The 19,206-nt window shown below is 61.9% G+C and carries 21 protein-coding genes; 6 read left to right on the top strand and 15 right to left on the bottom strand.

The features are described 5' to 3' along the window. Window positions 1–175: 175 nt before the first annotated feature. Together ACJJVH_RS22235 and ligD are read left to right on the top strand one after the other, a co-directional pair. Window positions 176–970: an SDR family oxidoreductase gene (locus ACJJVH_RS22235; protein WP_113356921.1), complete on the top strand. Its 795-nt coding sequence runs from the start codon at window positions 176–178 to the stop codon at window positions 968–970. A gap of 91 nt (window positions 971–1,061) precedes the next feature. Beyond that, entirely contained in the window at window positions 1,062–1,946 is an 885-nt protein-coding gene (ligD, locus tag ACJJVH_RS22230; RefSeq protein WP_412066147.1) for a non-homologous end-joining DNA ligase, read from the top strand. Between the two features lie 15 nt (window positions 1,947–1,961). Here ligD and ACJJVH_RS22225 read toward each other — a convergent pair whose 3' ends face one another. The 5 genes from ACJJVH_RS22225 to ACJJVH_RS22205 form a co-directional block, all read right to left on the bottom strand. After that, window positions 1,962–2,528 carry a methyltransferase family protein gene (locus tag ACJJVH_RS22225; RefSeq protein WP_412066146.1) on the bottom strand — a complete coding sequence of 189 codons (567 nt, stop codon included), beginning with the start codon at window positions 2,526–2,528 and terminating at the stop codon, window positions 1,962–1,964. Between the two features lie 3 nt (window positions 2,529–2,531). After that, a complete protein-coding gene (locus ACJJVH_RS22220) occupies window positions 2,532–3,269 on the bottom strand; it encodes a glutathione S-transferase (RefSeq protein WP_113434708.1) in 738 nt (245 codons plus the stop codon). A gap of 171 nt (window positions 3,270–3,440) precedes the next feature. Continuing rightward, window positions 3,441–3,755: a plasmid stabilization protein gene (locus tag ACJJVH_RS22215; protein WP_112799678.1), complete on the bottom strand. Its 315-nt coding sequence runs from the start codon at window positions 3,753–3,755 to the stop codon at window positions 3,441–3,443. 38 nt (window positions 3,756–3,793) lie between these two features. Next, complete coding sequence (locus tag ACJJVH_RS22210) at window positions 3,794–4,087, bottom strand: hypothetical protein (protein WP_412066145.1); 294 nt, start codon at window positions 4,085–4,087, stop codon at window positions 3,794–3,796. 173 nt (window positions 4,088–4,260) lie between these two features. Next, the gene (locus tag ACJJVH_RS22205; RefSeq protein WP_112800262.1) at window positions 4,261–4,539 is read right to left on the bottom strand and encodes a DUF2934 domain-containing protein; all 279 of its coding nucleotides are present in this window, start codon (window positions 4,537–4,539) and stop codon (window positions 4,261–4,263) included. A gap of 96 nt (window positions 4,540–4,635) precedes the next feature. Here ACJJVH_RS22205 and ACJJVH_RS22200 point away from each other — a divergent pair, with 96 nt between their 5' ends. The 4 genes from ACJJVH_RS22200 (at window position 4,636) to ACJJVH_RS22185 (ending at window position 8,265) form a co-directional block, all read left to right on the top strand. Next, the gene (locus ACJJVH_RS22200; protein WP_112799674.1) at window positions 4,636–4,890 is read left to right on the top strand and encodes a hypothetical protein; all 255 of its coding nucleotides are present in this window, start codon (window positions 4,636–4,638) and stop codon (window positions 4,888–4,890) included. Further along, the gene (locus ACJJVH_RS22195; RefSeq protein ID WP_113405705.1) at window positions 4,887–6,350 is read left to right on the top strand and encodes a phospholipase D-like domain-containing protein; all 1,464 of its coding nucleotides are present in this window, start codon (window positions 4,887–4,889) and stop codon (window positions 6,348–6,350) included. Before ACJJVH_RS22200 ends, ACJJVH_RS22195 begins: the two co-directional genes overlap by 4 nt. 123 nt (window positions 6,351–6,473) lie before the next feature. Continuing rightward, window positions 6,474–7,313, top strand: coding sequence for an endonuclease/exonuclease/phosphatase family protein (locus ACJJVH_RS22190; protein ID WP_412066144.1), 840 nt, complete (start codon window positions 6,474–6,476; stop codon window positions 7,311–7,313). Window positions 7,314–7,467: 154 nt separating this feature from the next. Beyond that, window positions 7,468–8,265 carry an NAD-dependent epimerase/dehydratase family protein gene (locus ACJJVH_RS22185; RefSeq protein ID WP_113384417.1) on the top strand — a complete coding sequence of 266 codons (798 nt, stop codon included), beginning with the start codon at window positions 7,468–7,470 and terminating at the stop codon, window positions 8,263–8,265. 31 nt (window positions 8,266–8,296) lie between these two features. Here ACJJVH_RS22185 and ACJJVH_RS22180 read toward each other — a convergent pair whose 3' ends face one another. The 10 genes from ACJJVH_RS22180 to ACJJVH_RS22135 form a co-directional block, all read right to left on the bottom strand. Continuing rightward, the gene (locus tag ACJJVH_RS22180) at window positions 8,297–9,343 is read right to left on the bottom strand and encodes a sulfate/molybdate ABC transporter ATP-binding protein (protein WP_112800261.1); all 1,047 of its coding nucleotides are present in this window, start codon (window positions 9,341–9,343) and stop codon (window positions 8,297–8,299) included. Window positions 9,344–9,354: 11 nt separating this feature from the next. After that, a complete protein-coding gene (cysW, locus tag ACJJVH_RS22175) occupies window positions 9,355–10,227 on the bottom strand; it encodes a sulfate ABC transporter permease subunit CysW (RefSeq protein WP_112799667.1) in 873 nt (290 codons plus the stop codon). Continuing rightward, on the bottom strand, window positions 10,217–11,074 hold the full coding sequence (cysT, locus tag ACJJVH_RS22170) for a sulfate ABC transporter permease subunit CysT (protein WP_113356929.1): 858 nt from the start codon (window positions 11,072–11,074) through the stop codon (window positions 10,217–10,219). The genes cysW and cysT overlap by 11 nt, the downstream gene beginning before the upstream one ends. 6 nt (window positions 11,075–11,080) lie before the next feature. Then, entirely contained in the window at window positions 11,081–12,109 is a 1,029-nt protein-coding gene (locus ACJJVH_RS22165) for a sulfate ABC transporter substrate-binding protein (RefSeq protein WP_113356930.1), read from the bottom strand. Between the two features lie 158 nt (window positions 12,110–12,267). After that, window positions 12,268–12,723: a PTS sugar transporter subunit IIA gene (locus ACJJVH_RS22160; RefSeq protein WP_412066143.1), complete on the bottom strand. Its 456-nt coding sequence runs from the start codon at window positions 12,721–12,723 to the stop codon at window positions 12,268–12,270. Between the two features lie 101 nt (window positions 12,724–12,824). Then, window positions 12,825–13,517, bottom strand: a complete 693-nt coding sequence (locus tag ACJJVH_RS22155; protein WP_112799660.1) for a response regulator transcription factor — start codon at window positions 13,515–13,517, stop codon at window positions 12,825–12,827. Beyond that, complete coding sequence (locus tag ACJJVH_RS22150) at window positions 13,514–16,225, bottom strand: DUF4118 domain-containing protein (RefSeq protein ID WP_412066142.1); 2,712 nt, start codon at window positions 16,223–16,225, stop codon at window positions 13,514–13,516. Before ACJJVH_RS22150 ends, ACJJVH_RS22155 begins: the two co-directional genes overlap by 4 nt. A gap of 59 nt (window positions 16,226–16,284) precedes the next feature. Continuing rightward, complete coding sequence (locus ACJJVH_RS22145; RefSeq protein WP_412066141.1) at window positions 16,285–16,890, bottom strand: K(+)-transporting ATPase subunit C; 606 nt, start codon at window positions 16,888–16,890, stop codon at window positions 16,285–16,287. Window positions 16,891–16,902: 12 nt separating this feature from the next. Continuing rightward, the gene (gene kdpB / locus ACJJVH_RS22140) at window positions 16,903–18,990 is read right to left on the bottom strand and encodes a potassium-transporting ATPase subunit KdpB (RefSeq protein WP_113356934.1); all 2,088 of its coding nucleotides are present in this window, start codon (window positions 18,988–18,990) and stop codon (window positions 16,903–16,905) included. Between the two features lie 47 nt (window positions 18,991–19,037). Further along, window positions 19,038–19,199 (bottom strand): hypothetical protein, encoded by a 162-nt coding sequence (locus tag ACJJVH_RS22135; protein WP_162704008.1) that lies wholly within the window; start codon window positions 19,197–19,199, stop codon window positions 19,038–19,040. Window positions 19,200–19,206 lie beyond the last annotated feature (7 nt).

Here is a 19,206-nt window from a genome sequence, read left to right as displayed (position 1 = left end):
CCTTTCGTTCGCGGACGAGCGCCGGAAATGCGCGAGACGTCTTGGCATCGACCGGCGTTTGCGGGGAAAACCGCGTCCATTTATCCGCGCCGCCCTGATTGCCTTTCCATTCCAGAGCCTGCTAAGACAAGACATATTTCGTCATATGATTGGTTGACATTCAGGAGGAGTCGTCATGGCAGAACTCGCGCAATCGCTTGCGTCCATTCGCATCCCCGATCTGGCCGGAAAGCGTGTGCTGATAACAGGCGCCTCGACCGGCATCGGCGCCGCCGTCGCGCGCGCCTTTGCGGCGCAGGGCATGAAGATCGGCCTGCACTTCAATGCGAGCCGCGAGCCGGCCGAAAAGTTGGCGGCGGAGATCAAGGCCGGCGGAGGTACGGTCCATCTCCTTCAGGGCGACGTCTCGCAGGACGGCGAGACCGAGCGCGTCGTCCGCGACGCAGCCGAAGCTCTGGGCGGCCTCGATGGTCTGGTGAACAACGCCGGCGGCATGCTGGGCCGTCTTCCCACCGCCGACATGACGGATGAGCATTACGAGCGGGTGATGAACCTCAATGCCCGCTCCGTACTCGCGGCAACCCGCGCGGCCCATCCCTATCTCAGGCGGCAGGGCGGCTTCGTCATCAACACCACCTCGATCGCCGCGCGCAACGGCGGCGGCAACGGCGCGATCCTCTATGCGGCCTCCAAGGGGTTCGTCTCGACCATTACCCACGGCCACGCCAAGGAATTCGTCAACGACAAGATCCGCGTCAATGCGGTCGCTCCGGGCGTCATCGCGACGCCGTTCCATGAGCGCTATACCAACGACGAGCAAATGGAACTGCAACGCAAAACGATCCCCATGGGTTTTGTCGGCACGCCGGAAGATTGCGTCGGCGCCTACCTGTTCCTCGCCTCTCCGACGCTGTCCGGCTATATCACCGGTCAGATCATCGAGGTCAATGGCGGCCAGTTGATGCCGTGAAATACGGCCGCTGATCGACTTTATGCGCCGGGCAATGCTAATCTGCCCGGCGCGGCGGCTTTCACGTCGCAAAAGATGGAGCGCATGCAAGATGGCAAAGACGCCCATTCACGATGGTATCGAAACGTCCGTGGAACTGACGCATCCGGACCGGATCTACTGGCCCGACGACAAGGTCAGCAAGCAGGACCTTCTCGATTACTACGCCTTGGCCTGGGAGCGAATGAAACCCTTCGTCGCCAATCGCCCCCTCGCCCTACTGCGCTGCCCCGACGGCATCGATGGGCCGCGCTTTTTCCAGAAACATGCCTGGAAAGGCATCAATCCGCACATCGAGGAAATTGCCGACCCGGAAGACAAGGATGCCGCGAAATTCCTGAAGATCGAGGATTTTGACGGTCTTGCCGCTCTTGTCCAATCGGCGGCGCTCGAAATTCATCCCTGGGGCACGACCACGGATCATTGGGAAATGCCCGACATGCTCATCATGGACCTCGATCCCGGCGAAGATGTCGCCTGGAGCAAGGTCGTCACCGCGGCAAGGGAAATAAGGGACCGGCTTTCAAGGCAGGGACTGATCTCCTTCGTCAAGACATCCGGCGGCAAGGGCCTGCATGTCGTTGCCTCGCTGAAGCCGCAGGCGAACTGGTCGCAAGTGAAGGATGCGGCCGAAGCCGTCGCCCATGCCATGAGCGCCGATAGTCCGGAGACATATTTGTCGGTTGCCAGCAAGGCGAAGCGGCCGGGCCACATCTTCGTCGATTACCTGCGCAATGGTCGCGGCAATACCGCCGTTGCGCCTTATTCGTCGCGCGCCAGAAAAGGAGCACCGGTTTCGATGCCGGTCGGCTGGGAAGAGTTGGATGGCAAGATCGGACCGGCTTCTTTCTCCGTCGGAAACGCCGCCTCTCGTCTCAAGGCCAGCGCCGATCCCTGGGCCGACTTCTTCAAGGCAGCATCGCCGCTGAAAACCTGACGCTACACCTTGTTGCTACACGAGGAACGGGATCAGCGCCGGCGTGCTCGCCTTGTAGTCGGCATAGTCGCTGCCGAATGTCTCGCTCATCCAGCTTTCCTCGATACGCACACGCCGCAGCACGGCATAGAGCATGGCAACGATCGCAAGGGCCGCGGCGATATTGCCCCGCGCAATCGCCGAGCCGATAATGGCGAGCATCAGCCCGGAATAGATCGGATGCCGGACAAGCGCATAGGGACCGGACCGGATGAGCGCATGATCCTCCTTCAGCGTAATCACGCCGCTCCAGTTGCGACCAAGATGATATCGCGCCCAGATGGCGAAGAGGAGACCGGCCACCGTCAAAGCCGCGCCGATCCCATAAGAGATCAGGTCATGCGGGACGATGCGAAGCCCCAGAGGGCCCAGCCAGGAGGGGCGGACCGCCAGAAGGATGGCGCCGATCCAGATCGGGATGGTATTGCCGAGCCTCGACAGCGGCTCCTCCTGCCGCACGCTTTTCTTGACGCCCAATGAGGCAAAAAACCAGATCATCGCCCAGATGATCCAGCATGCAGGGATGAACAGATCCAGCAGCATCGCTCACGCCATATCTCTATCCAGTTCCGGGTAATGCCGGAAAATGCCGTCCTCATTGAAGGGAATGCGGCGATCGGATCGAAGATAGCGGGCAATATTGGGTCGTTTCATGACGGCGGCATGCAGCGCGGTCAGATGCGGATAGCGGCGGTCCAGATGGGCGGTGGCGCGCGGAAAGGCATAGCGCAATCCTTCGTAGACCTGGAACAGCGAAAGGTCGACATAAGTCAATCCGTCCCCGAAGATATGGGCTGGCCCGTGCGGATTCTGCTGGAGGACGCGCTCGAAGTAGCCGAGGAATTTCGGGATGCGGTTTTCGACGAACTCGGCCGCGCGGGCTTTGGCCTCTTCCTTCTGATCCTTGTAATATTTCGATGTGGCGATGGGATGGTGGGTGTCGTGAACCTCGGCGACGAGATCGGTGATCGTCAGTTGCAGGCCGTTCAGGACATGACGTTGGCCTTCCTCCTTTGGAGCCAGTCCGAGCGTCGGCCCCAAATACATCAGGATATTCGCCACATGCGGAATGATCAGACTGCCGTCCTTCAGAAACGGCGGAGCGAAGGGCATGTTGAAGTCCGATTTTCCGTCCATGATGGCCATCATCGCGGGCGTTCCCTGCCCCTTGCCGACCGGGCCGCGGCAGACATCGACATAGGCGGCATCGGCCTCCTCCAACGCCAGCCGGACGAATTCGCCACGCCCCTGGATACCATCCCAGTAATAGAGCTCATAGGACATTCGGCTTTCCCTCCCGCGGGTGAAATAGGTTCAAAGGCCAGGATCGATGCGCAATCTGCACGCAATCCCCGTTAGCCTCTTTCGCGATCGTCTGCTTGCATTGCCGGCCCAGCGTAAGAGATCGAGCCTGCGATGACCACCCATGGCAACGCATTCTTCGGCGGCACGAGATCACGAATGAGAGCGATGCTCGTGCCGCTTGCGCGTTGCCGCGGCTTTCTTCGCGGATGCCGAACGGGCGGATGCAGGCCGGTTCGCCGACGCCTTTCCGCCGATCCTGCCGCCCTTCTCGGATGATTCATGATTTTCCGGATGGCCTCGCCCCGAGCCGGATTTCTTGCCGCCGCCGCTTTCCTTGTTCACGGTCGCCCATGCGCGCCGCTCCGCCTCCCCATGGGAAACCCCGCGGTCCTCATATCCTTCCTCGATATGCTCGGCCTTGCGCTTCTGCTTATCGGTATAAGCGGATTTGTCTCCTCGTGGCATGATCTCTCTCCTCTACGGAACGAGAGACGAACCCATCGTCATGGAAAAGGTTCCGACGTGTGACCGGGAGAATTGCGATCGGCCGGGAGTACCCGGAATCGTGGGTCATGCGGCGGCGTGGCAAGCTGCTTCGCGGAGGCCGGAAAGAACATGCCGACCGAACGATCGACGATCAGCACAAGGATGAAGGCCGCCAGGAGATAGATTGCCGCAAGGAACAGAAGGGATGTCACCGCAGCCCCCTCATGCTGTCGGAAAAGCGCCGGGAACGGCAGGCCGCGAGCATCGCCGCACCCCGTCATCTCCGCATCATCGATATAACAACCGTTCATTGCGAGGCTCCCTTCGCAATAGGTAGCATCGATGTGTGACAGCTATTTCGCGGATCGCGGCCAAATCACCGGAATTGTTGGAATATCCGCCAAGGCTGCGCGGAAGAGGAAGGAGCAACCCGATTTTCCATCGGGCCGATCCATCTCCCTCAAACCTCCTGAAGCAGGCGAGGCTATGCCTTTGCCGCAGCACCTTTCTTCGTGGCTTTCTTTTCCGCCGGTTTGGCGGCCTTCGCGTCGGCGACGGCCACTGAGGCAAGCGCCGGCTTGCTCTTGACTTTAACCTTGGGCTTGACGTCGACCTTGCTGCCGGTCATGGCGCTTTCCTCAAGCGCGATGCGCTCGCCGCTCGCCCGCTCCCAGTGCTCGACATCGCGCCCGGAGGGATACCCCTCCTCCTCCCATATGGCGTATGCCCGCTTTTGGATCCATTCGTCCCGAGATTCCAACATCTGCCGTTCTCCGTTCGCATCATTGAACAAGTTTGATGAACAACGCCCGTTCTTGAAATGCGGGCTTTCACACCTCCCCCGAGCAGCCAAGACGCCATGGCGATGAAAATGCCAAAGCTCTTTTCTTCGGTCTCGACTCTCGAACCGCAGTGGCGCTTCAAACAAAAGACAGAGTTACCGTGGGGGACGGTAGCGAAGCAGCCGAAGCGCACTAAGTATGAAGGCGGCAACAACAGGGTTCAATTAAAAATATCTAATACGATGAGTTTTCGCACCGCTATCGACACCGCCCCGAAGATCGCAAGACAGCGGATTGCAGCTTTTGCGGGCAAAGATATACTTGCGCCATGATCGACCTTCTGGCTGCCCATTGGGGCCAAATTCTCGCTGTCCTGTCCGTCGCCATGGGGGCAGCCGCCGCGATCCACGCGGCAATGACGAAGGAAGATGTGCGGGCGGCAATCGGCTGGGTGGGCGTCGTCATCCTGTCGCCCATCATCGGCGCGCTGCTCTATGCGGTCGCGGGTATCAATCGTATCCGCCGCGCATCGCTCAGCTCGCAGCGCGAGGCGTTTTTCCGCAAGGATGCGAACGGCGAGCTTGCCAGCTTCGATGCCGATGACGAACAGGTGCGGCGGCGCTTCGGCGACCGTTTCGGCTCGATGAAGACGCTCGGCGACCGTGTCGTGCGCTATACGATGAGCACCGGCAACACCATAGAAATGCTGACCAGCGGCGATGTCGCCTATGCGGCGATGAAGGCCGCCATCGACGGCGCCGAGCGCAGTATCCTGATGGAAACCTATATCTTCGATCGGGACCCCATCGGCCTGCGCATCGCCGATTCCCTGATTGCCGCCGCCAAACGCGGCGTCAGCGTGCGCGTGCTGATCGACGCCGTCGGCGCCCGCTATTCGGTGCCGAGCATCATGGGCTATCTGAAGGAAGGGGGCGTTCAGGTCGATGTCTTCAACGGCAACGTCATCATCGGCCTCAGATTGCCCTATGCCAACTTGCGCACCCACCGCAAGATTCTGACCATCGACGGGCGAATCGCCTTTACCGGCGGCATGAACATCCGCCAGGGCTTTACCCGCGAATTCGCACAGGACCACTGTGCCCGCGACATGCATTTCTGCGTGACGGGGCCTGCCGTCGCCGATCTGTTCAACACCTCCGCCGAGGATTGGCGCTTCGCCACGGGCGAAATGCTGAATAGCGAGGAATGGCGGATTGCGGCCCCCTCCAATGAGCCGGGAGCACCGGTCTTCATGCGCGTCGTCGCGTCCGGCCCCGACCGCAGCGTCGAAACCAACCACAAGATGCTGATCGGCGCGCTGTCGGTGGCGCATAAATCGATCCGCATCATGTCGCCCTACTTCCTGCCGGACCGGGAGCTGATCAGTGCGCTGGTCACGGCGGCCCGGCGTGGCGTCGAGGTCGATATCGTCGTGCCGACGGCCAACAACCTCGTGCTGGTGGACCGCGCCATGACGGCCCAGTTCGACCAGATGCTGAAGAACTATTGCCGCATCTGGCGTGCCACGGGGCCGTTCAACCATTCCAAGCTGCTGGCGGTCGACGGAACCTGGGCCTATGTCGGCTCATCCAATCTCGATCCGCGCTCCCTAAGGCTCAATTTCGAGGTGGATCTCGAGGTGCTCGATCGCGGCTTTGCCGGCACGATCGACGCACATATCGGCGCCATCCTGGACACGGCGCACCCCGTCGATCTCGAAAAGCTGCGGGCGCGGCCCTTTGTCGTGCGGCTCATCGAAAAGATTCTCTGGCTAGGCTCGCCCTATCTGTGATCGTCGGCCCCATGAACAATCTGCGTTCGTCGCAGCCTTTTTACATGACAAGCCGGACCATCGCTTTCTATACTCCCCTGCAAGTGCCCGACATGGTCTGATGAAGGAACGGTCGACGGATAGATGCGAAAAAAGAAAGAAAGTCTCCGAGCGAACATTCTGGAAAGCCTGAAGAACCGAAAGAAATCGCACCATAAGCCGGCAGGCAAGCCGGATCGCCCCGAAGGCACATTGATCGCCTCCTATAACGTCCACAAATGCGTCGGCGCCGACCGCCGCTTCGATCCGGAAAGAACCAGCCGCGTCATTCACGAAATCGACGCCGATGTCATCGGCCTGCAGGAGGCCGATACCCGCTTCGGGGAGCGGACCGGCATCCTCGATCTGCGCCGGCTCGAACGCGAGACCGGGCTTATCCCCGTGCCCGTCGCCGGCGTCTCCAAGGCCCACGGCTGGCATGGCAATGTCGTGCTTTTCAAGCAGGGCACGGTGCGCGATGTCCATCAAATCAGCCTGCCGGGACTGGAGCCGCGCGGCGCCCTGATTGCCGAACTGGAATTGGCGCGCGGCGGAAGCCTGCGGATCATCGCGGCGCATCTCGGTCTGCTGCACCGCTCGCGGGCCCAGCAGACACGCCTGATCGTCGACCTGATGAGCGACGGCAGCGAAACGCCGACCATCCTGCTTGGCGATCTCAACGAATGGCGCCTGGGCGACCGCTCGTCCCTCAGCACCTTTCAGAACGCGTTCGGGCCGCTGCCGCCGGCCGTTCCCAGCTTTCCCTCGACACTGCCGCTGCTGGCTCTCGATCGCATCATGGCCAACCGGCGCGGCATGATTTCCGCGGTCCAGGTGCACGACTCGCCGCTGGCCCGCATCGCTTCGGACCACCTGCCTATCAAGGCCGTCGTCAGCCTGGAAACGCTCGACAGCGCCACCATAATGCACTCGCGTACCGCCTAGGGCCGGATGTCATCCGAAAACCGCTTGCATCTTTCGGCATCATGCTCCGGACACCGCTGATATATTTCATGTTGACTCCGCAGACTTACAGGATGACCGCCGGTAGGTCATTTTATAGTCTGTTCGCCGAAACGACTGATCCGGGAGACAATTCATGCTGAAAACTCTGTTGCTGACCGGCGCTGCCGGTGGCGTCGGCCAGGCGCTCAGGCCGCTGCTGTCGCAAATCGCCGAGAAGGTCGTGCTGTCCGACCTCGCGTCCATCGACGACCTGCGTCCGAACGAGCGTTTCGTCGCCTGCGACCTCGCCGATCGCAACGGGGTAGAGGCACTCGTTACCGGCGTCGACGGCATCATCCACCTCGGCGGAGTCTCGGTCGAAAAACCGTTCGACATGATCCTGCAGGGCAATATCGTCGGCCTCTACAATCTCTATGAGGCGGCGCGCGCCGCCGGCAAGCCGCGCATCGTTTTTGCAAGCTCCAATCATGCGATCGGCTTCTATCGCCGGGACGAGCTCATCGACAACAGGGTGCCGACCCGGCCGGATTCGCTTTACGGCGTCTCGAAAGTGTTCGGCGAGGCGGTCGCCAGCCTCTACTTCGACAAGTTCGGCCAGGAAACGCTCTCGGTACGCATCGGTTCCTGCTTCCCCGAGCCGCGGAATACCCGCATGCTCGCCACCTGGTTCAGCGTCAGGGATTTTCTCTCTCTTTGCGGCTGCGCCTTCGATGCCCCGCGGCTCGGACACACGATCGTCTACGGCGTCTCCGACAACGACGAGCAATGGTGGGACAACGGCAATGCCGCATTCCTCGGCTGGAAACCGCGCGACAGCGCCACTCCCTGGCGGGCGGAAATCCTGTCGCGAACGCCGCCGGAGGATCCGAACGATCCGGCAGTCATCTATCAGGGCGGCGGCTTCGCTTCAGCGGCCCATCCGGAAGACTGATCGGCAAGCAGATGCCGGCGCAACGTGATCGTCAGATATCGTTGCGGAACAGTCTCCAGCGGGTGGGCCTGAAGGCGATCCGATTGCGGTCCAGCGTATCCGCCTTGTTCGGAGGCAATTCGATCTCGATGCGTTCATGGCCGGCGCCGATATCGATCTCGAGGTGGCGAGTGCCCGCGACACGCCGGCTTGCGGCAAGCAGACCGGCAATCGCGCCGCCGTCGCCTTCGCAAAGTTCGATGTCGTGCGGACGGAAGTAGAGAAAGGCCTCGCCATCGGGCTCATGCGGCGTGCTCAGCCTCAGGGGTTTGTCCTCGAACCAGATTTCGCCGCTGGCGATACGCACCTTCACGCGATTGGACTGGCCGATGAACCCGTAGACGAAGGGTGAATTCGGTGCGTCATAGATCTCGTCGGGCGTGCCTACCTGCTCGATGGCGCCCTTGTTGAGCACGACCACGCGATCGGCAAGCTCAAGCGCCTCCTCCTGATCGTGTGTTACGAAAACGGTGGTATGGCCGGTCCGGTCATGGATTTCGCGCAGCCACTTGCGCAAATCCTTGCGGACCTGTGCATCGAGAGCGCCGAAGGGTTCGTCGAGAAGCAGCACATTCGGCTCGACCGCCATGGCGCGCGCCAGTGCCACGCGTTGCCGCTGTCCCCCGGAAAGCTGTGCGGGGTAGCGCTTCTCCAGTCCGTTGAGCTGCACCAGCTCCAGCAATTCCATCGCGCGGCGACGAATTTCATCGCGCGGCGGGCGGCGCGACGCCGAGCGGACCTTCAGCCCGAAGGAAATGTTTTCCAGCACCGTCATGTGCCGGAACAACGCGTAGTGCTGAAACACGAAGCCGATATTGCGCTGCTGTACGGTTTTGCGCGAAGCATCATCCTCGCCGAAAAAGATCTTGCCCTCCGTCGGCGTCTCCAACCCGGCAATCAGCCGCAGCAATGTTGTCTTGCCCGAACCGGACGGGCCGAGAAGCGCAATCAGTTCGCTCGAACGAATATCCAGGGAAACATCATGCAATGCGGGAAAGCGGCCGAATTCCTTGCGCAGGTTTTGAACGCGAACTTCCATCGAGAATTCCTTCAATGACGCCGGCTGGCAGCGATCTCTTCGCTATAGCGCATTTCCAGCAGCGTCTTCAGTACAAGGGTGACAAGGGCGAGCAGAGCCAGGAGCGTGGCAACGGCAAAGGCCCCGGAGAAATTATATTCGTTGTAAAGGATCTCGACCTGCAGCGGCATGGTGTTGGTCTCGCCGCGAATATGGCCCGAAACGACCGAAACGGCGCCGAACTCGCCCATGGCGCGGGCATTGCAGAGCAGCACGCCGTAGAGCAGCCCCCATTTGATGTTCGGCAGCGTGACATACCAGAAGGTCTGCCAGCCATTGGCTCCCAGCGAGAGTGCAGCCTCCTCGTCGGCATTGCCCTGCTCCTGCATCAGCGGGATCAGCTCGCGCGCGACGAAGGGAAACGTGACGAACATCGTCGCAAGCACGAGCCCGGGAACTGCAAACAGGATCTGGATGCCGTAGCTTTGCAGCCACGGGCCAAGCAGGCTGTTCGAGCCGAACAGCAGCACGAAGACCAGGCCCGATATCACCGGGGAAACGGAGAACGGCAGATCGATCAGCGTCGTCAGGAAGGCCTTGCCTTTGAATTCGAACTTGGCGATCGCCCACGCCGCAGCAATGCCGCAGACGAGATTGAGCGGCACGCTGATGCCGGCGACAATCAAGGTCAGCCGGATTGCCGCGAACGTATCCTCGTCCACCAGGGCATCGAAGAAAGCTTCGATGCCCTTGCGAAAGGCCTCCACGAAGACGGCAGCCAGAGGCAGCAGCACCATCAGCGTCAGAAACGTGAGCGAAATCGCCACGAAGATAATGCGGGCGGCCCGGCTTTCCGTGATGACGGAATGCTCCGCCGCACCGGCGGCAGAAAGATCATGTGCCATAGCCATACCTCCTTCTGCTCCACGACTGGATGAGGTTGATGATCAGAAGCATGGTGAAGGAAATGAACAGCATCACCGTCGCGATGGCCGTTGCCGCCGCATAATTGTATTCCTCGAGGCGGATGACGATGAGCAGCGGCGCGATTTCCGAGACATAGGGCTTGTTGCCGGCGATGAAGATCACCGAGCCGTATTCGCCGGCGGCACGCGCAAAAGCCAGCGCAAAGCCGGTGAGCGCTGCAGGCGCCAGTCCCGGCAGCAGCACGCGGGTAATGGTCTGGAAACGGGTCGCCCCCAGGGTTGCCGCCGCCTCTTCGACTTCACGGTCGATTTCCTCCATGACCGGTTGCGCGGTTCGCACCACAAACGGCAGGCCGACGAAAATCAGCGCGATGACGATGCCGAGAGGAGTAAAGGCGATCCTTATCCCGAGCGGAGCCAGAAATTGCCCGATCCAGCCGTTCGGCGCATAGAGCGTCGTCAGCGCGATGCCGGCGACCGCCGTCGGCAGCGCGAACGGCAGATCCACCATGGCGTCGATGATGCGCTTGCCGGGAAAGCGGTAGCGCACCAGCACCCAGGCCAGAATGAGGCCGAGCACCGCGTTGACGAGCGCGGCGATGAAGGCGCCGCCGAAGCTCATGCGAAGCGCATAGAGCGTGCGCACGTCGAGGGCCAGGGCCCAGAATTTCGACCAGCCGAGAGCGCTGCTCTTCCACAGCAATCCCGATAGCGGAATGAGAACGATAAGGATGAGCCAGGCCAAGGTAACGCCGAGCGCCAATCCGAAGCCCGGAATGACGCTCGGCTGCCGTAACCGCCACCGTTTGCGGGTTATAGAATGCATTCAGCCTTATTGCCCCGGCTTGTAGACCTGATCGAAGATGCCGCCATCATCGAAGAACTTCGGCTGAGCTTGAGACCAGCCACCGAAATCGTCAATGGTTGCCAGCTTCAATGACGGGAAGCGGGCGATATCCTTGGGATCGGCCGCTTCCGGCTTGATCGGCCGGTAGTAATGCTTGGCCGCGATCTTCTGGCCTTCATCCGAGTACAGATAGTTCAAATAGGCCTCGGCGACCTTGCGCGTGCCCTTTTTGTCGACATTGCCATCGACGACGGCGACCGGCGGATCGGCACGGATCGAAAAAGACGGCGTCACGACTTCAAATTTGTCGGGACCGAGCTCGTCGAGCGAGAGATATGCCTCATTCTCCCAGGCGAGCAGAACATCGCCCAGCCCGCGCTGCACGAACGTCGTCGTCGATCCGCGCGCGCCGGTATCGAGAACCGGCACATGCTTCAGGAGCTGCGTGAGATATTCCTGCGCCTTGGCGTCGTCGCCACCATTGGCCTGCTTGGCCCAGGCCCAGGCCGCCAGAATGTTCCAGCGCGCACCGCCCGATGTCTTCGGGTTCGGCGTGATGACTTCGACGCCGTCCCTGATCAGATCCGGCCAGTCCTTGATGCCCTTGGGGTTGCCCTTGCGCACCAGGAAGACGATGGTCGAAGTGTAGGGAACGGAATTGTTCGGGAACTTGGTCTTCCAGTCGGCGGGGATCTTATGCGTCGCCTTGGCGATCGCGTCGATATCGCCTTCGAGCGCAAGCGTCACGACATCGGCATCCAGACCGTCGATGACCGAACGGGCCTGAGCGCCGGAGCCGCCATGCGAAGCCTTGATATTGATGGTTTCGCCGGTGTCCTTCTTCCATTTCGCCGCAAAGACGGCGTTGAAATCCTTATATAATTCTCGCGTCGGATCGTAGGAAACATTGAGAAGCGTCTTGTCCGCCGCCCAACTCGGCGCAATCGCCGCAACCGAGAAACTGCCGATCAGAACTGCGGTGGCGAGAAGCCGGGAAAGCTTTATCGTCTGCATGGATGCACCCCCTTCGTTTGTCCTTAAACCCTATCAACTTGGTCGTATAAAGTAACGAAGACCGTTCCCGTTTTGAGCAGCTCGGGAGAACAGCATCCCATAGAATCCGGAAAAGTGAAATCACATTCCCGGACAACGTTCCGGGCACGAACTCGCCGTCACCTCATGGTGTCGAACATAAAGACGGAATAGAGTGCATCGGCGCTCTTTGCCTGCCGCATCGCCGTCAGGATATCCTCTGTGCGCAGCCGTCGGGCGATCGCGGCAAGCACGTTGAGATAGTCGCTCCGGCCCTGCTCCCCGAACAGCAGCACGAATGCCCATTCCGTCGGCACATCGTCTATGGCCTCGAAATCGACCGCATGCGCGAAGCGCACCATCAATCCCCGCGGCCTGGTCATGCCTGCAATGGCGGCATGCGGAACCGCAACGCCATTGCCGATCCCGGTCGTGCCGAGTTTTTCGCGCGCCTCCAGGGCCCGCAGAACCGTTCCTTCGTCCACATCGAAGCAACCGGCCGCCTTCGATGACAGCATCTGCAGCGCCCGCCATTTGGTCGGGGCCGACAGACCGATGAAGACGTGTTCGGGAAGGATGATCGTGGAAAGGTCCATGGTCGCACTCAAGGTCGAGCAATCGATAGTTCCGGAATGATTTTCATCGTCGCGGGATCGCGGTCAGGCCACTCGGCGACGGGTTCCCAGCCCTTGGGATCTCAATCGGGCTCACGCAGCCGATAGCCGACACCTGTCTCCGTGGTGATATATTGCGGCTGATCGGGAACCTCTTCGATCTTCTGCCTGAGCTGGCGAACATAGACCCGCAGATACTGCACATCGGCGGCCGGCCCCCAGATCTGCTTCAGAAGAAACTGATGCGTCAGCACCTTGCCGGCATGCTGCGCCAGAACGCGCAGGATATCGTATTCCTTCGGCGAAAGCCTGATCTCCCTGCCATCGACCTTGACGATGCGCTTGACGAGATCGATGGAAAGTCCGCCGGTCTGGAAGATCGCCTTCTCGCCCTGCTGCTGCAAGCGATGGCGCAGCGCCACGCGGATGCGGGCCGCCAGTTCGTTGACGCCGAACGGCTTGGTCACGTAGTCGTCGGCCCCGCTTTCCAGCGCCCTGACGATCCCGGCCTCGTCGGTGCGGCTCGACAGGATGACGACGGGGATCTGCACTCCATCCTCGCGCCATTCCAGCAACAGGTCCTGGCCCGATTTGTCGGGCAGGCCGAGATCGAGCACGATCAGATCGGGCTGGTCCTCATCGACCGATGCCCGGGCCGACGCAGCGCTCTGCGCCTCGTTGACGACGTAGCCCTGCGCGCCGAGGCCGACGCGCAGCAGCTTCCGGATCGGCGGCTCATCGTCCACGACGAGAATCTTGACGGCAGTGGTGTTCATTTCAGTTCATCCAGCTTCGGAATATCTGTCGGTTTCGGCAATCGGATGGTGAAGACGGCCCCCTGCCGATCCGTTCTGTTGCCGGCGGAGATCGTGCCGCCCATGGCCTCGATGAAGCCGCGGCAGATGGAAAGGCCAAGGCCGGTGCCGGCGCGCACCTGGTCTCCCTTGCGCACGCGATAGAAAGTATCGAAGACTCGTTCGAGATCGCCAGGAGGAATCCCCGGCCCCTCGTCCATCACCCTGAACACGACGTTGTCGCTATCCGCCCAGGCTTCCAGGCGAATGGCCGACTCTTCCGGCGCGTACTTGGCGGCATTGTCGAGAAGGTTGAACAGAACCTGCTCGAACAGGACCGGATCGACCTTCACCATGGGCAGGTCCGCAGGCATCTGCACGGCGACGCGATGACGGGCCAAGATCTTGACCGCCCGCCGCAACGCACTGCCGACGATATCGCCGGCATAATGCAGCGCATAGTTCGGCTCCATGGCGCCGGACTCGATCTTGGTCATGTCGAGCAGGTTGGCGATGAAACGGTTGAGACGCTCGGATTCGTCGATGACGGTCGACAAAAGATCGACGCGGTCCTCATGCGGCAGCGTGTCCAGATAATCACGCAGCGTTCCTGCCGCGCCCAGAATGGCGGCAAGCGGCGTTTTCAGGTCGTGCGAGATGGACGTCAGCAGCGCGGAGCGCAGCCGATCCGCCTCGACGGCGAGCTTGGCCCGGTCGACATCGGCCACCAGCTGCACGCGCTCGATGGCGAGCGCCGCCTGATCTGCGAGCGCATCGAGCAGCCGCTGCTGCTCCGGCGTCAGAAGCGGGCCATCGCGGCGATCGCTGTCGAGGCCTATGACGCCGACGGCGGTGCGGCCGGTGCGCAGCGGAACATAGAGGCGCTTGGCGCCCGGCAACGTATCGGCACCGCGGCCGGCAGCATGATTGTGTTCCCAGGCCCAGCGCGCCGCCGCGATGTCTGCATCGTCGAGCGTGTCGTCGGGCGGATAGCCGGCGCGGACCGCGATCGTGCCGTGTTCGGGCAGAAGCAGCACGACCCGCAGCTTCAGCATGGAGGCCAGCTGAAAGGCCGTTGCCCACAATACGTCGTCAAGCGTGCCCGTGCCGGCAAGCTTCTTGGAGAAGAGATAAAGATCTTCCGTCGTTCGCGCGCGCTGGCGTGCCGCCGCCGCCTGACGCTGCACCGTCGCCGTCAGGTTGCTTGCGATCACCGCGACGCCGAGGAAGAAAAAGAAGGCAAGCACGCTTTCCGGATCGCTGATCGTCAGCGTGTAACGCGGCGGCAGAAAGAAGTAGTTGAAGGCAAGCGCACCGAGAAAGCAGGAATAGAGCGCCGGCCGCAGACCCTGCGTTACCGCGCTGGCGAGAACCGCCATCAGGAAGACCAGCGCCAGATTGCGCACGTCCAGCACCTGATCGAGAATGACGCAGAAACCCAGAGCGATGGCGACATAAAGCGTTGCCAGAACGTAGCCGCGCAGCTGGAAAGGCGGCGGCGCGGCCGCGGCCTTGACGCCGCGGCTTGCAGCGCGGCCATCCGCATCGCTGCCGGAAATGACGTGAACGCTGATCTCGCCTGCCTTGCGGATGAGATCGTAGGAAACGGAACGGCGCGACCAATCCCGCCACGACCCGATCTTCGGCGAACCGATGACGATGTGGGTCACATTGTTGCTGGCAGAGTGACGAATCAGCTCCTCCGCCACTTCCCGCCCCGGAATGGTGATGGCCTCGCCGCCAAGCTGCTCGGCGAGCCTCAGCGTTGCGGCAATCGTGTCGCGTTGCGCTTCCGTCAGGCTGATGGAGCGGTTGGTCTCGACATAGACCGCAGCCCAGGGCGCGCGCAGGCGCGAGGCCATGCGTGCCGCATAGCGCACCAGCGAGGCCGAGCGCGGATGATGATCGATGGAGACGAGCACGCGCTCCCCGGCCGCCCACGGCCCCGGGATCGCGTGCGCCTGCATATGCGTCAGGAGCTGGTCGTCGACGCGTTGGGCGGTACGCCGCAGCGCCAGCTCGCGCAGCGCCGTCAGGTTGCCCGGCGTGAAATAATTGGTCAGCGCCCTTTCGGCGGTCTTCGACATATAGACCTTGCCGTCATGCAGCCGCTTGATGAGATCGTCCGGCGTCAGGTCGATAATCTCGACATCGTCGGCAAGATCGATGACGGAATCCGGCACCGTCTCGCGCACGCGGATACGCGTAATCTGCGAGACGACGTCGTTCAGGCTTTCGACGTGCTGGATATTCAGCGTCGTATAAACGTCGATCCCGCGTTCGAGAAGCTCCTTGACGTCGAGATAACGCTTCGGGTGGCGGCTGCCCTGCGCATTGGTATGGGCAAGCTCGTCGACCAGCACCAGCTCGGGCCGGCGCTTCAGGATGGCATCGAGATCCATTTCCTCGAGCGAGCGCCCCTTGTAATCGACATGAGCGCGCGGAATGATCTCGAAGCCATCAAGCAGGGCCTGCGTCTCGCTGCGGCCATGGGTCTCGACGATGCCGACGACGACATCCACGCCATCCGCGATCTTCGCCTTGCCGGACATCAGCATCTCGTAAGTCTTGCCGACTCCGGGCGCCGCACCGAGAAAAATCTTCAGCCGCCCGCGCGTCTCGGCCAGCGCCCTTTCGAGAAGGGCATCGGGCGAAGGTCTGCTTGGTATGTCGCGGCTGTCGTCTGCCATCGGTGGATCGGCTTTCCTGGCAAGGCCGAGACGGCGGCAGCCGCCTCAACCCCTTCAACTTATTGACTCATAGAAGCATCGAGTGCCTGGTTCAATGCCAGCACATTGACCACGGGCTCGCCCAGAACGCCGAGTTCCCTGGGCTCGACGGCGGCGTCGACGAGCGCCCGAACCTTGGCCTCATCCATGTTGCGGGCCTTGGCGACGCGCGGAACCTGAAAATAGGCGTCATCGGGCGAGATGTCCGGATCGAGACCGCTGCCCGACGTCGTGACCATGTCGATCGGAACCGGCATGTCCGGGTTCTGCGCCTGCAGCGTCGCGGCGTCGCCCTTGATGCGGGCGATCAGGCTCGAATTGGTCGGGCCGAGGTTCGAACCCATGGAATTGACCGCATTATAAGGCGCAGCAACCGTTTTGGTTGCGTCGTTCGGGTCCGTTCCGGTCGTCGCCGACGGACGGCCGTGGAAATACCGGTCGCTCGTGAAGCTCTGGCCGATGAGGCTGGAACCGATCACCTTGCCGTCCTTCTCCACCAGGCTGCCGTTCGCCTGATGAGGGAAGAGCGCCTGGGCGACGCCTGTCATGGCAAGTGGATAGGCAAGACCGGCCAGGACGGTCGTGGCGACGATCATGACGATTGCGGGTCTGATTTGTTTGAGCATGAGAGAAACTCCTCAGGCAAGGCCGACGGCGGTGATCGCCAGGTCGATGGCCTTGATGCCGATGAAAGGAACGATGATGCCGCCGAGGCCGTAGATCAGCAGGTTGCGACTGAGCAGCGCGGCCGCGCCGATCGGCCGGTAGCGGACGCCCTTCAGCGACAGCGGGATCAGCGCGACGATGATGAGCGCATTGAAGATGATCGCCGAGAGGATGGCGCTCTGCGGCGTCGCCAGACCCATGATGTTCAGCATCTTCAGCTGCGGATAGAAGGCAATGAACATCGCCGGGATGATGGCGAAATACTTGGCGATATCATTGGCGATGGAGAAGGTCGTCAGAGCGCCGCGGGTCATCAGCAGCTGCTTGCCGATTTCGACGATTTCGATCAGCTTCGTCGGGTCGCTGTCGAGATCGACCATGTTGCCGGCCTCGCGCGCGGCGACCGTGCCGGTGTTCATGGCAACGCCGACGTCAGCTTGGGCGAGCGCCGGGGCGTCGTTCGTGCCGTCGCCGCACATGGCGACGAGCTTGCCCTGCGCCTGCTCCTGGCGCATCAGCGCCAGCTTCATTTCCGGTGTCGCCTGGGCGAGGAAGTCATCGACACCGGCTTCGGCGGCGATGGCTGCCGCCGTCAGCGGATTGTCGCCGGTGATCATCACCGTGCGGATGCCCATGCGGCGCAGCTCGGAAAAGCGTTCGCGGATGCCGCCCTTGACGATGTCCTTGAGATGGATGACGCCGAGCAGGCGGCCGTCGCGGGCAACGGCAAGCGGCGTACCGCCGGCCTTGGCGATCTCGTCGGCGATGGTCTGCAACTCTCGCAGCATCTCGCTCGATGTGCGGGACATGACGGCTGCCCCTTCCGCGTTACCGTTGGCCGCGCCTTCGACATAGGCCACCACGGCATCGACGGCGCCCTTGCGGATCGAGGAGCCCTCGAGGTCGACGCCGCTCATGCGGGTCTGGGCGGTGAAAGGCACGAAGGTTGCCTTCAGGCTCGTCATGTCGCGGCCGCGGATCGCATATTTCTCCTTGGCGAGCACGACGATGGAGCGGCCCTCCGGCGTTTCGTCGGCAAGCGATGCAAGCTGGGCGGCATCGGCGAGATCCTGCTCGCTGATACCCCGTACCGGGCGGAACGCGGTCGCCTGGCGGTTACCGAGGGTGATCGTGCCGGTCTTGTCGAGCAGCAGCGTGTCGACGTCGCCAGCGGCCTCGACGGCACGGCCCGACATGGCAAGCACGTTGAAGCGCACCAGACGGTCCATGCCGGCAATACCGATTGCCGACAGCAGCGCGCCGATGGTGGTCGGGATCAGAGTCACGAAGAGAGCAACCAGCACCACAGTCTGGATCGAACCGCCGGCATAGGCGGCAAAGCTCGGGATCGTGACGGTCGCCAGCACGAAGATCAGCGTCATGCCGGCAAGCAGGATATTGAGCGCGATTTCGTTCGGCGTCTTCTGCCGTTCGGCGCCCTCCACCAGCGCGATCATGCGATCGATGAAGGTCGAACCGGCGGCGGCGGTGATCCGCACGCGGATTTCATCCGAGAGAACCTGCGTGCCGCCGGTCACGGCCGAGCGATCGCCGCCCGATTCACGGATGACGGGGGCTGATTCGCCGGTGATCGCCGCTTCGTTGACGGAGGCCACGCCTTCGATCACTTCCCCATCCGACGGAATGATGTCGCCGGCTTCGACAAGAACGACGTCGCCGACCTTCAGGCTGGTGCCGGGCACCATCCTGTAGTCGGTGCGGCTGTTGCCGGCCAGAAGCTTCGCCTGGGTTTCGGTGCGCGATTTGCGCAGCGAATCCGCCTGCGCCTTGCCGCGGCCTTCGGCGACGGCCTCGGCGAAATTGGCAAACAGCACCGTGAACCACAGCCAGATATTGATCTGCAGGGAAAAGCCGAGATTGCCGCCGCCGGTGACGAGATCGCGCAGGAAGAGGACGGTCGTCAGCATCGAGACGACGGCGACCACGAACATGACGGGGTTCTTGGCAAGCGTGCGCGGGTTCAGCTTCTTGAAAGCAGCGCCGACCGCCGGAACGAGGATGCGAGAATCCAGAATACTCGCTGATTTTAACTGGCTCATAAGAGGCTCCAGCGTGAAGAGGAAAACGTCGGATCGGAACGTGCCGATCAGCCGATTAGGAATCCGAAGACGACAAGGCCGAGAAACAGGGCAACCATCGCCAGCAAAATGGCGTCGGACGCGCAGGCCGCTCCGGCCGGACCACGCCCCCTGTCGAAGGGGCGCGGATCGATGATCTTTCTAAGCCTGCTCAGAAGCGGTTGGCTCATGGTCCAC

Source organism: Rhizobium sp. SYY.PMSO (assembly GCF_046840415.1).
GTDB lineage: Bacteria > Pseudomonadota > Alphaproteobacteria > Rhizobiales > Rhizobiaceae > Rhizobium.
Note: the sequence above shows the minus strand (reverse complement) of the source record. Positions and strands in the feature narration are given on the sequence as shown.

Coding starts and splice junctions, on each gene's coding strand:
- ACJJVH_RS22235 (WP_113356921.1), top strand. CDS start 176: ATGGCAGAACTCGCGCAATCGCTTGCGTCCATTCGCATCCCCGATCTG.
- ligD (WP_412066147.1), top strand. CDS start 1,062: ATGGCAAAGACGCCCATTCACGATGGTATCGAAACGTCCGTGGAACTG.
- ACJJVH_RS22225 (WP_412066146.1), bottom strand. CDS start 2,528: ATGCTGCTGGATCTGTTCATCCCTGCATGCTGGATCATCTGGGCGATG.
- ACJJVH_RS22220 (WP_113434708.1), bottom strand. CDS start 3,269: ATGTCCTATGAGCTCTATTACTGGGATGGTATCCAGGGGCGTGGCGAA.
- ACJJVH_RS22215 (WP_112799678.1), bottom strand. CDS start 3,755: ATGCCACGAGGAGACAAATCCGCTTATACCGATAAGCAGAAGCGCAAG.
- ACJJVH_RS22210 (WP_412066145.1), bottom strand. CDS start 4,087: ATGAACGGTTGTTATATCGATGATGCGGAGATGACGGGGTGCGGCGAT.
- ACJJVH_RS22205 (WP_112800262.1), bottom strand. CDS start 4,539: ATGTTGGAATCTCGGGACGAATGGATCCAAAAGCGGGCATACGCCATA.
- ACJJVH_RS22200 (WP_112799674.1), top strand. CDS start 4,636: ATGGCGATGAAAATGCCAAAGCTCTTTTCTTCGGTCTCGACTCTCGAA.
- ACJJVH_RS22195 (WP_113405705.1), top strand. CDS start 4,887: ATGATCGACCTTCTGGCTGCCCATTGGGGCCAAATTCTCGCTGTCCTG.
- ACJJVH_RS22190 (WP_412066144.1), top strand. CDS start 6,474: ATGCGAAAAAAGAAAGAAAGTCTCCGAGCGAACATTCTGGAAAGCCTG.
- ACJJVH_RS22185 (WP_113384417.1), top strand. CDS start 7,468: ATGCTGAAAACTCTGTTGCTGACCGGCGCTGCCGGTGGCGTCGGCCAG.
- ACJJVH_RS22180 (WP_112800261.1), bottom strand. CDS start 9,343: ATGGAAGTTCGCGTTCAAAACCTGCGCAAGGAATTCGGCCGCTTTCCC.
- cysW (WP_112799667.1), bottom strand. CDS start 10,227: ATGGCACATGATCTTTCTGCCGCCGGTGCGGCGGAGCATTCCGTCATC.
- cysT (WP_113356929.1), bottom strand. CDS start 11,074: ATGCATTCTATAACCCGCAAACGGTGGCGGTTACGGCAGCCGAGCGTC.
- ACJJVH_RS22165 (WP_113356930.1), bottom strand. CDS start 12,109: ATGCAGACGATAAAGCTTTCCCGGCTTCTCGCCACCGCAGTTCTGATC.
- ACJJVH_RS22160 (WP_412066143.1), bottom strand. CDS start 12,723: ATGGACCTTTCCACGATCATCCTTCCCGAACACGTCTTCATCGGTCTG.
- ACJJVH_RS22155 (WP_112799660.1), bottom strand. CDS start 13,517: ATGAACACCACTGCCGTCAAGATTCTCGTCGTGGACGATGAGCCGCCG.
- ACJJVH_RS22150 (WP_412066142.1), bottom strand. CDS start 16,225: ATGGCAGACGACAGCCGCGACATACCAAGCAGACCTTCGCCCGATGCC.
- ACJJVH_RS22145 (WP_412066141.1), bottom strand. CDS start 16,890: ATGCTCAAACAAATCAGACCCGCAATCGTCATGATCGTCGCCACGACC.
- kdpB (WP_113356934.1), bottom strand. CDS start 18,990: ATGAGCCAGTTAAAATCAGCGAGTATTCTGGATTCTCGCATCCTCGTT.
- ACJJVH_RS22135 (WP_162704008.1), bottom strand. CDS start 19,199: ATGAGCCAACCGCTTCTGAGCAGGCTTAGAAAGATCATCGATCCGCGC.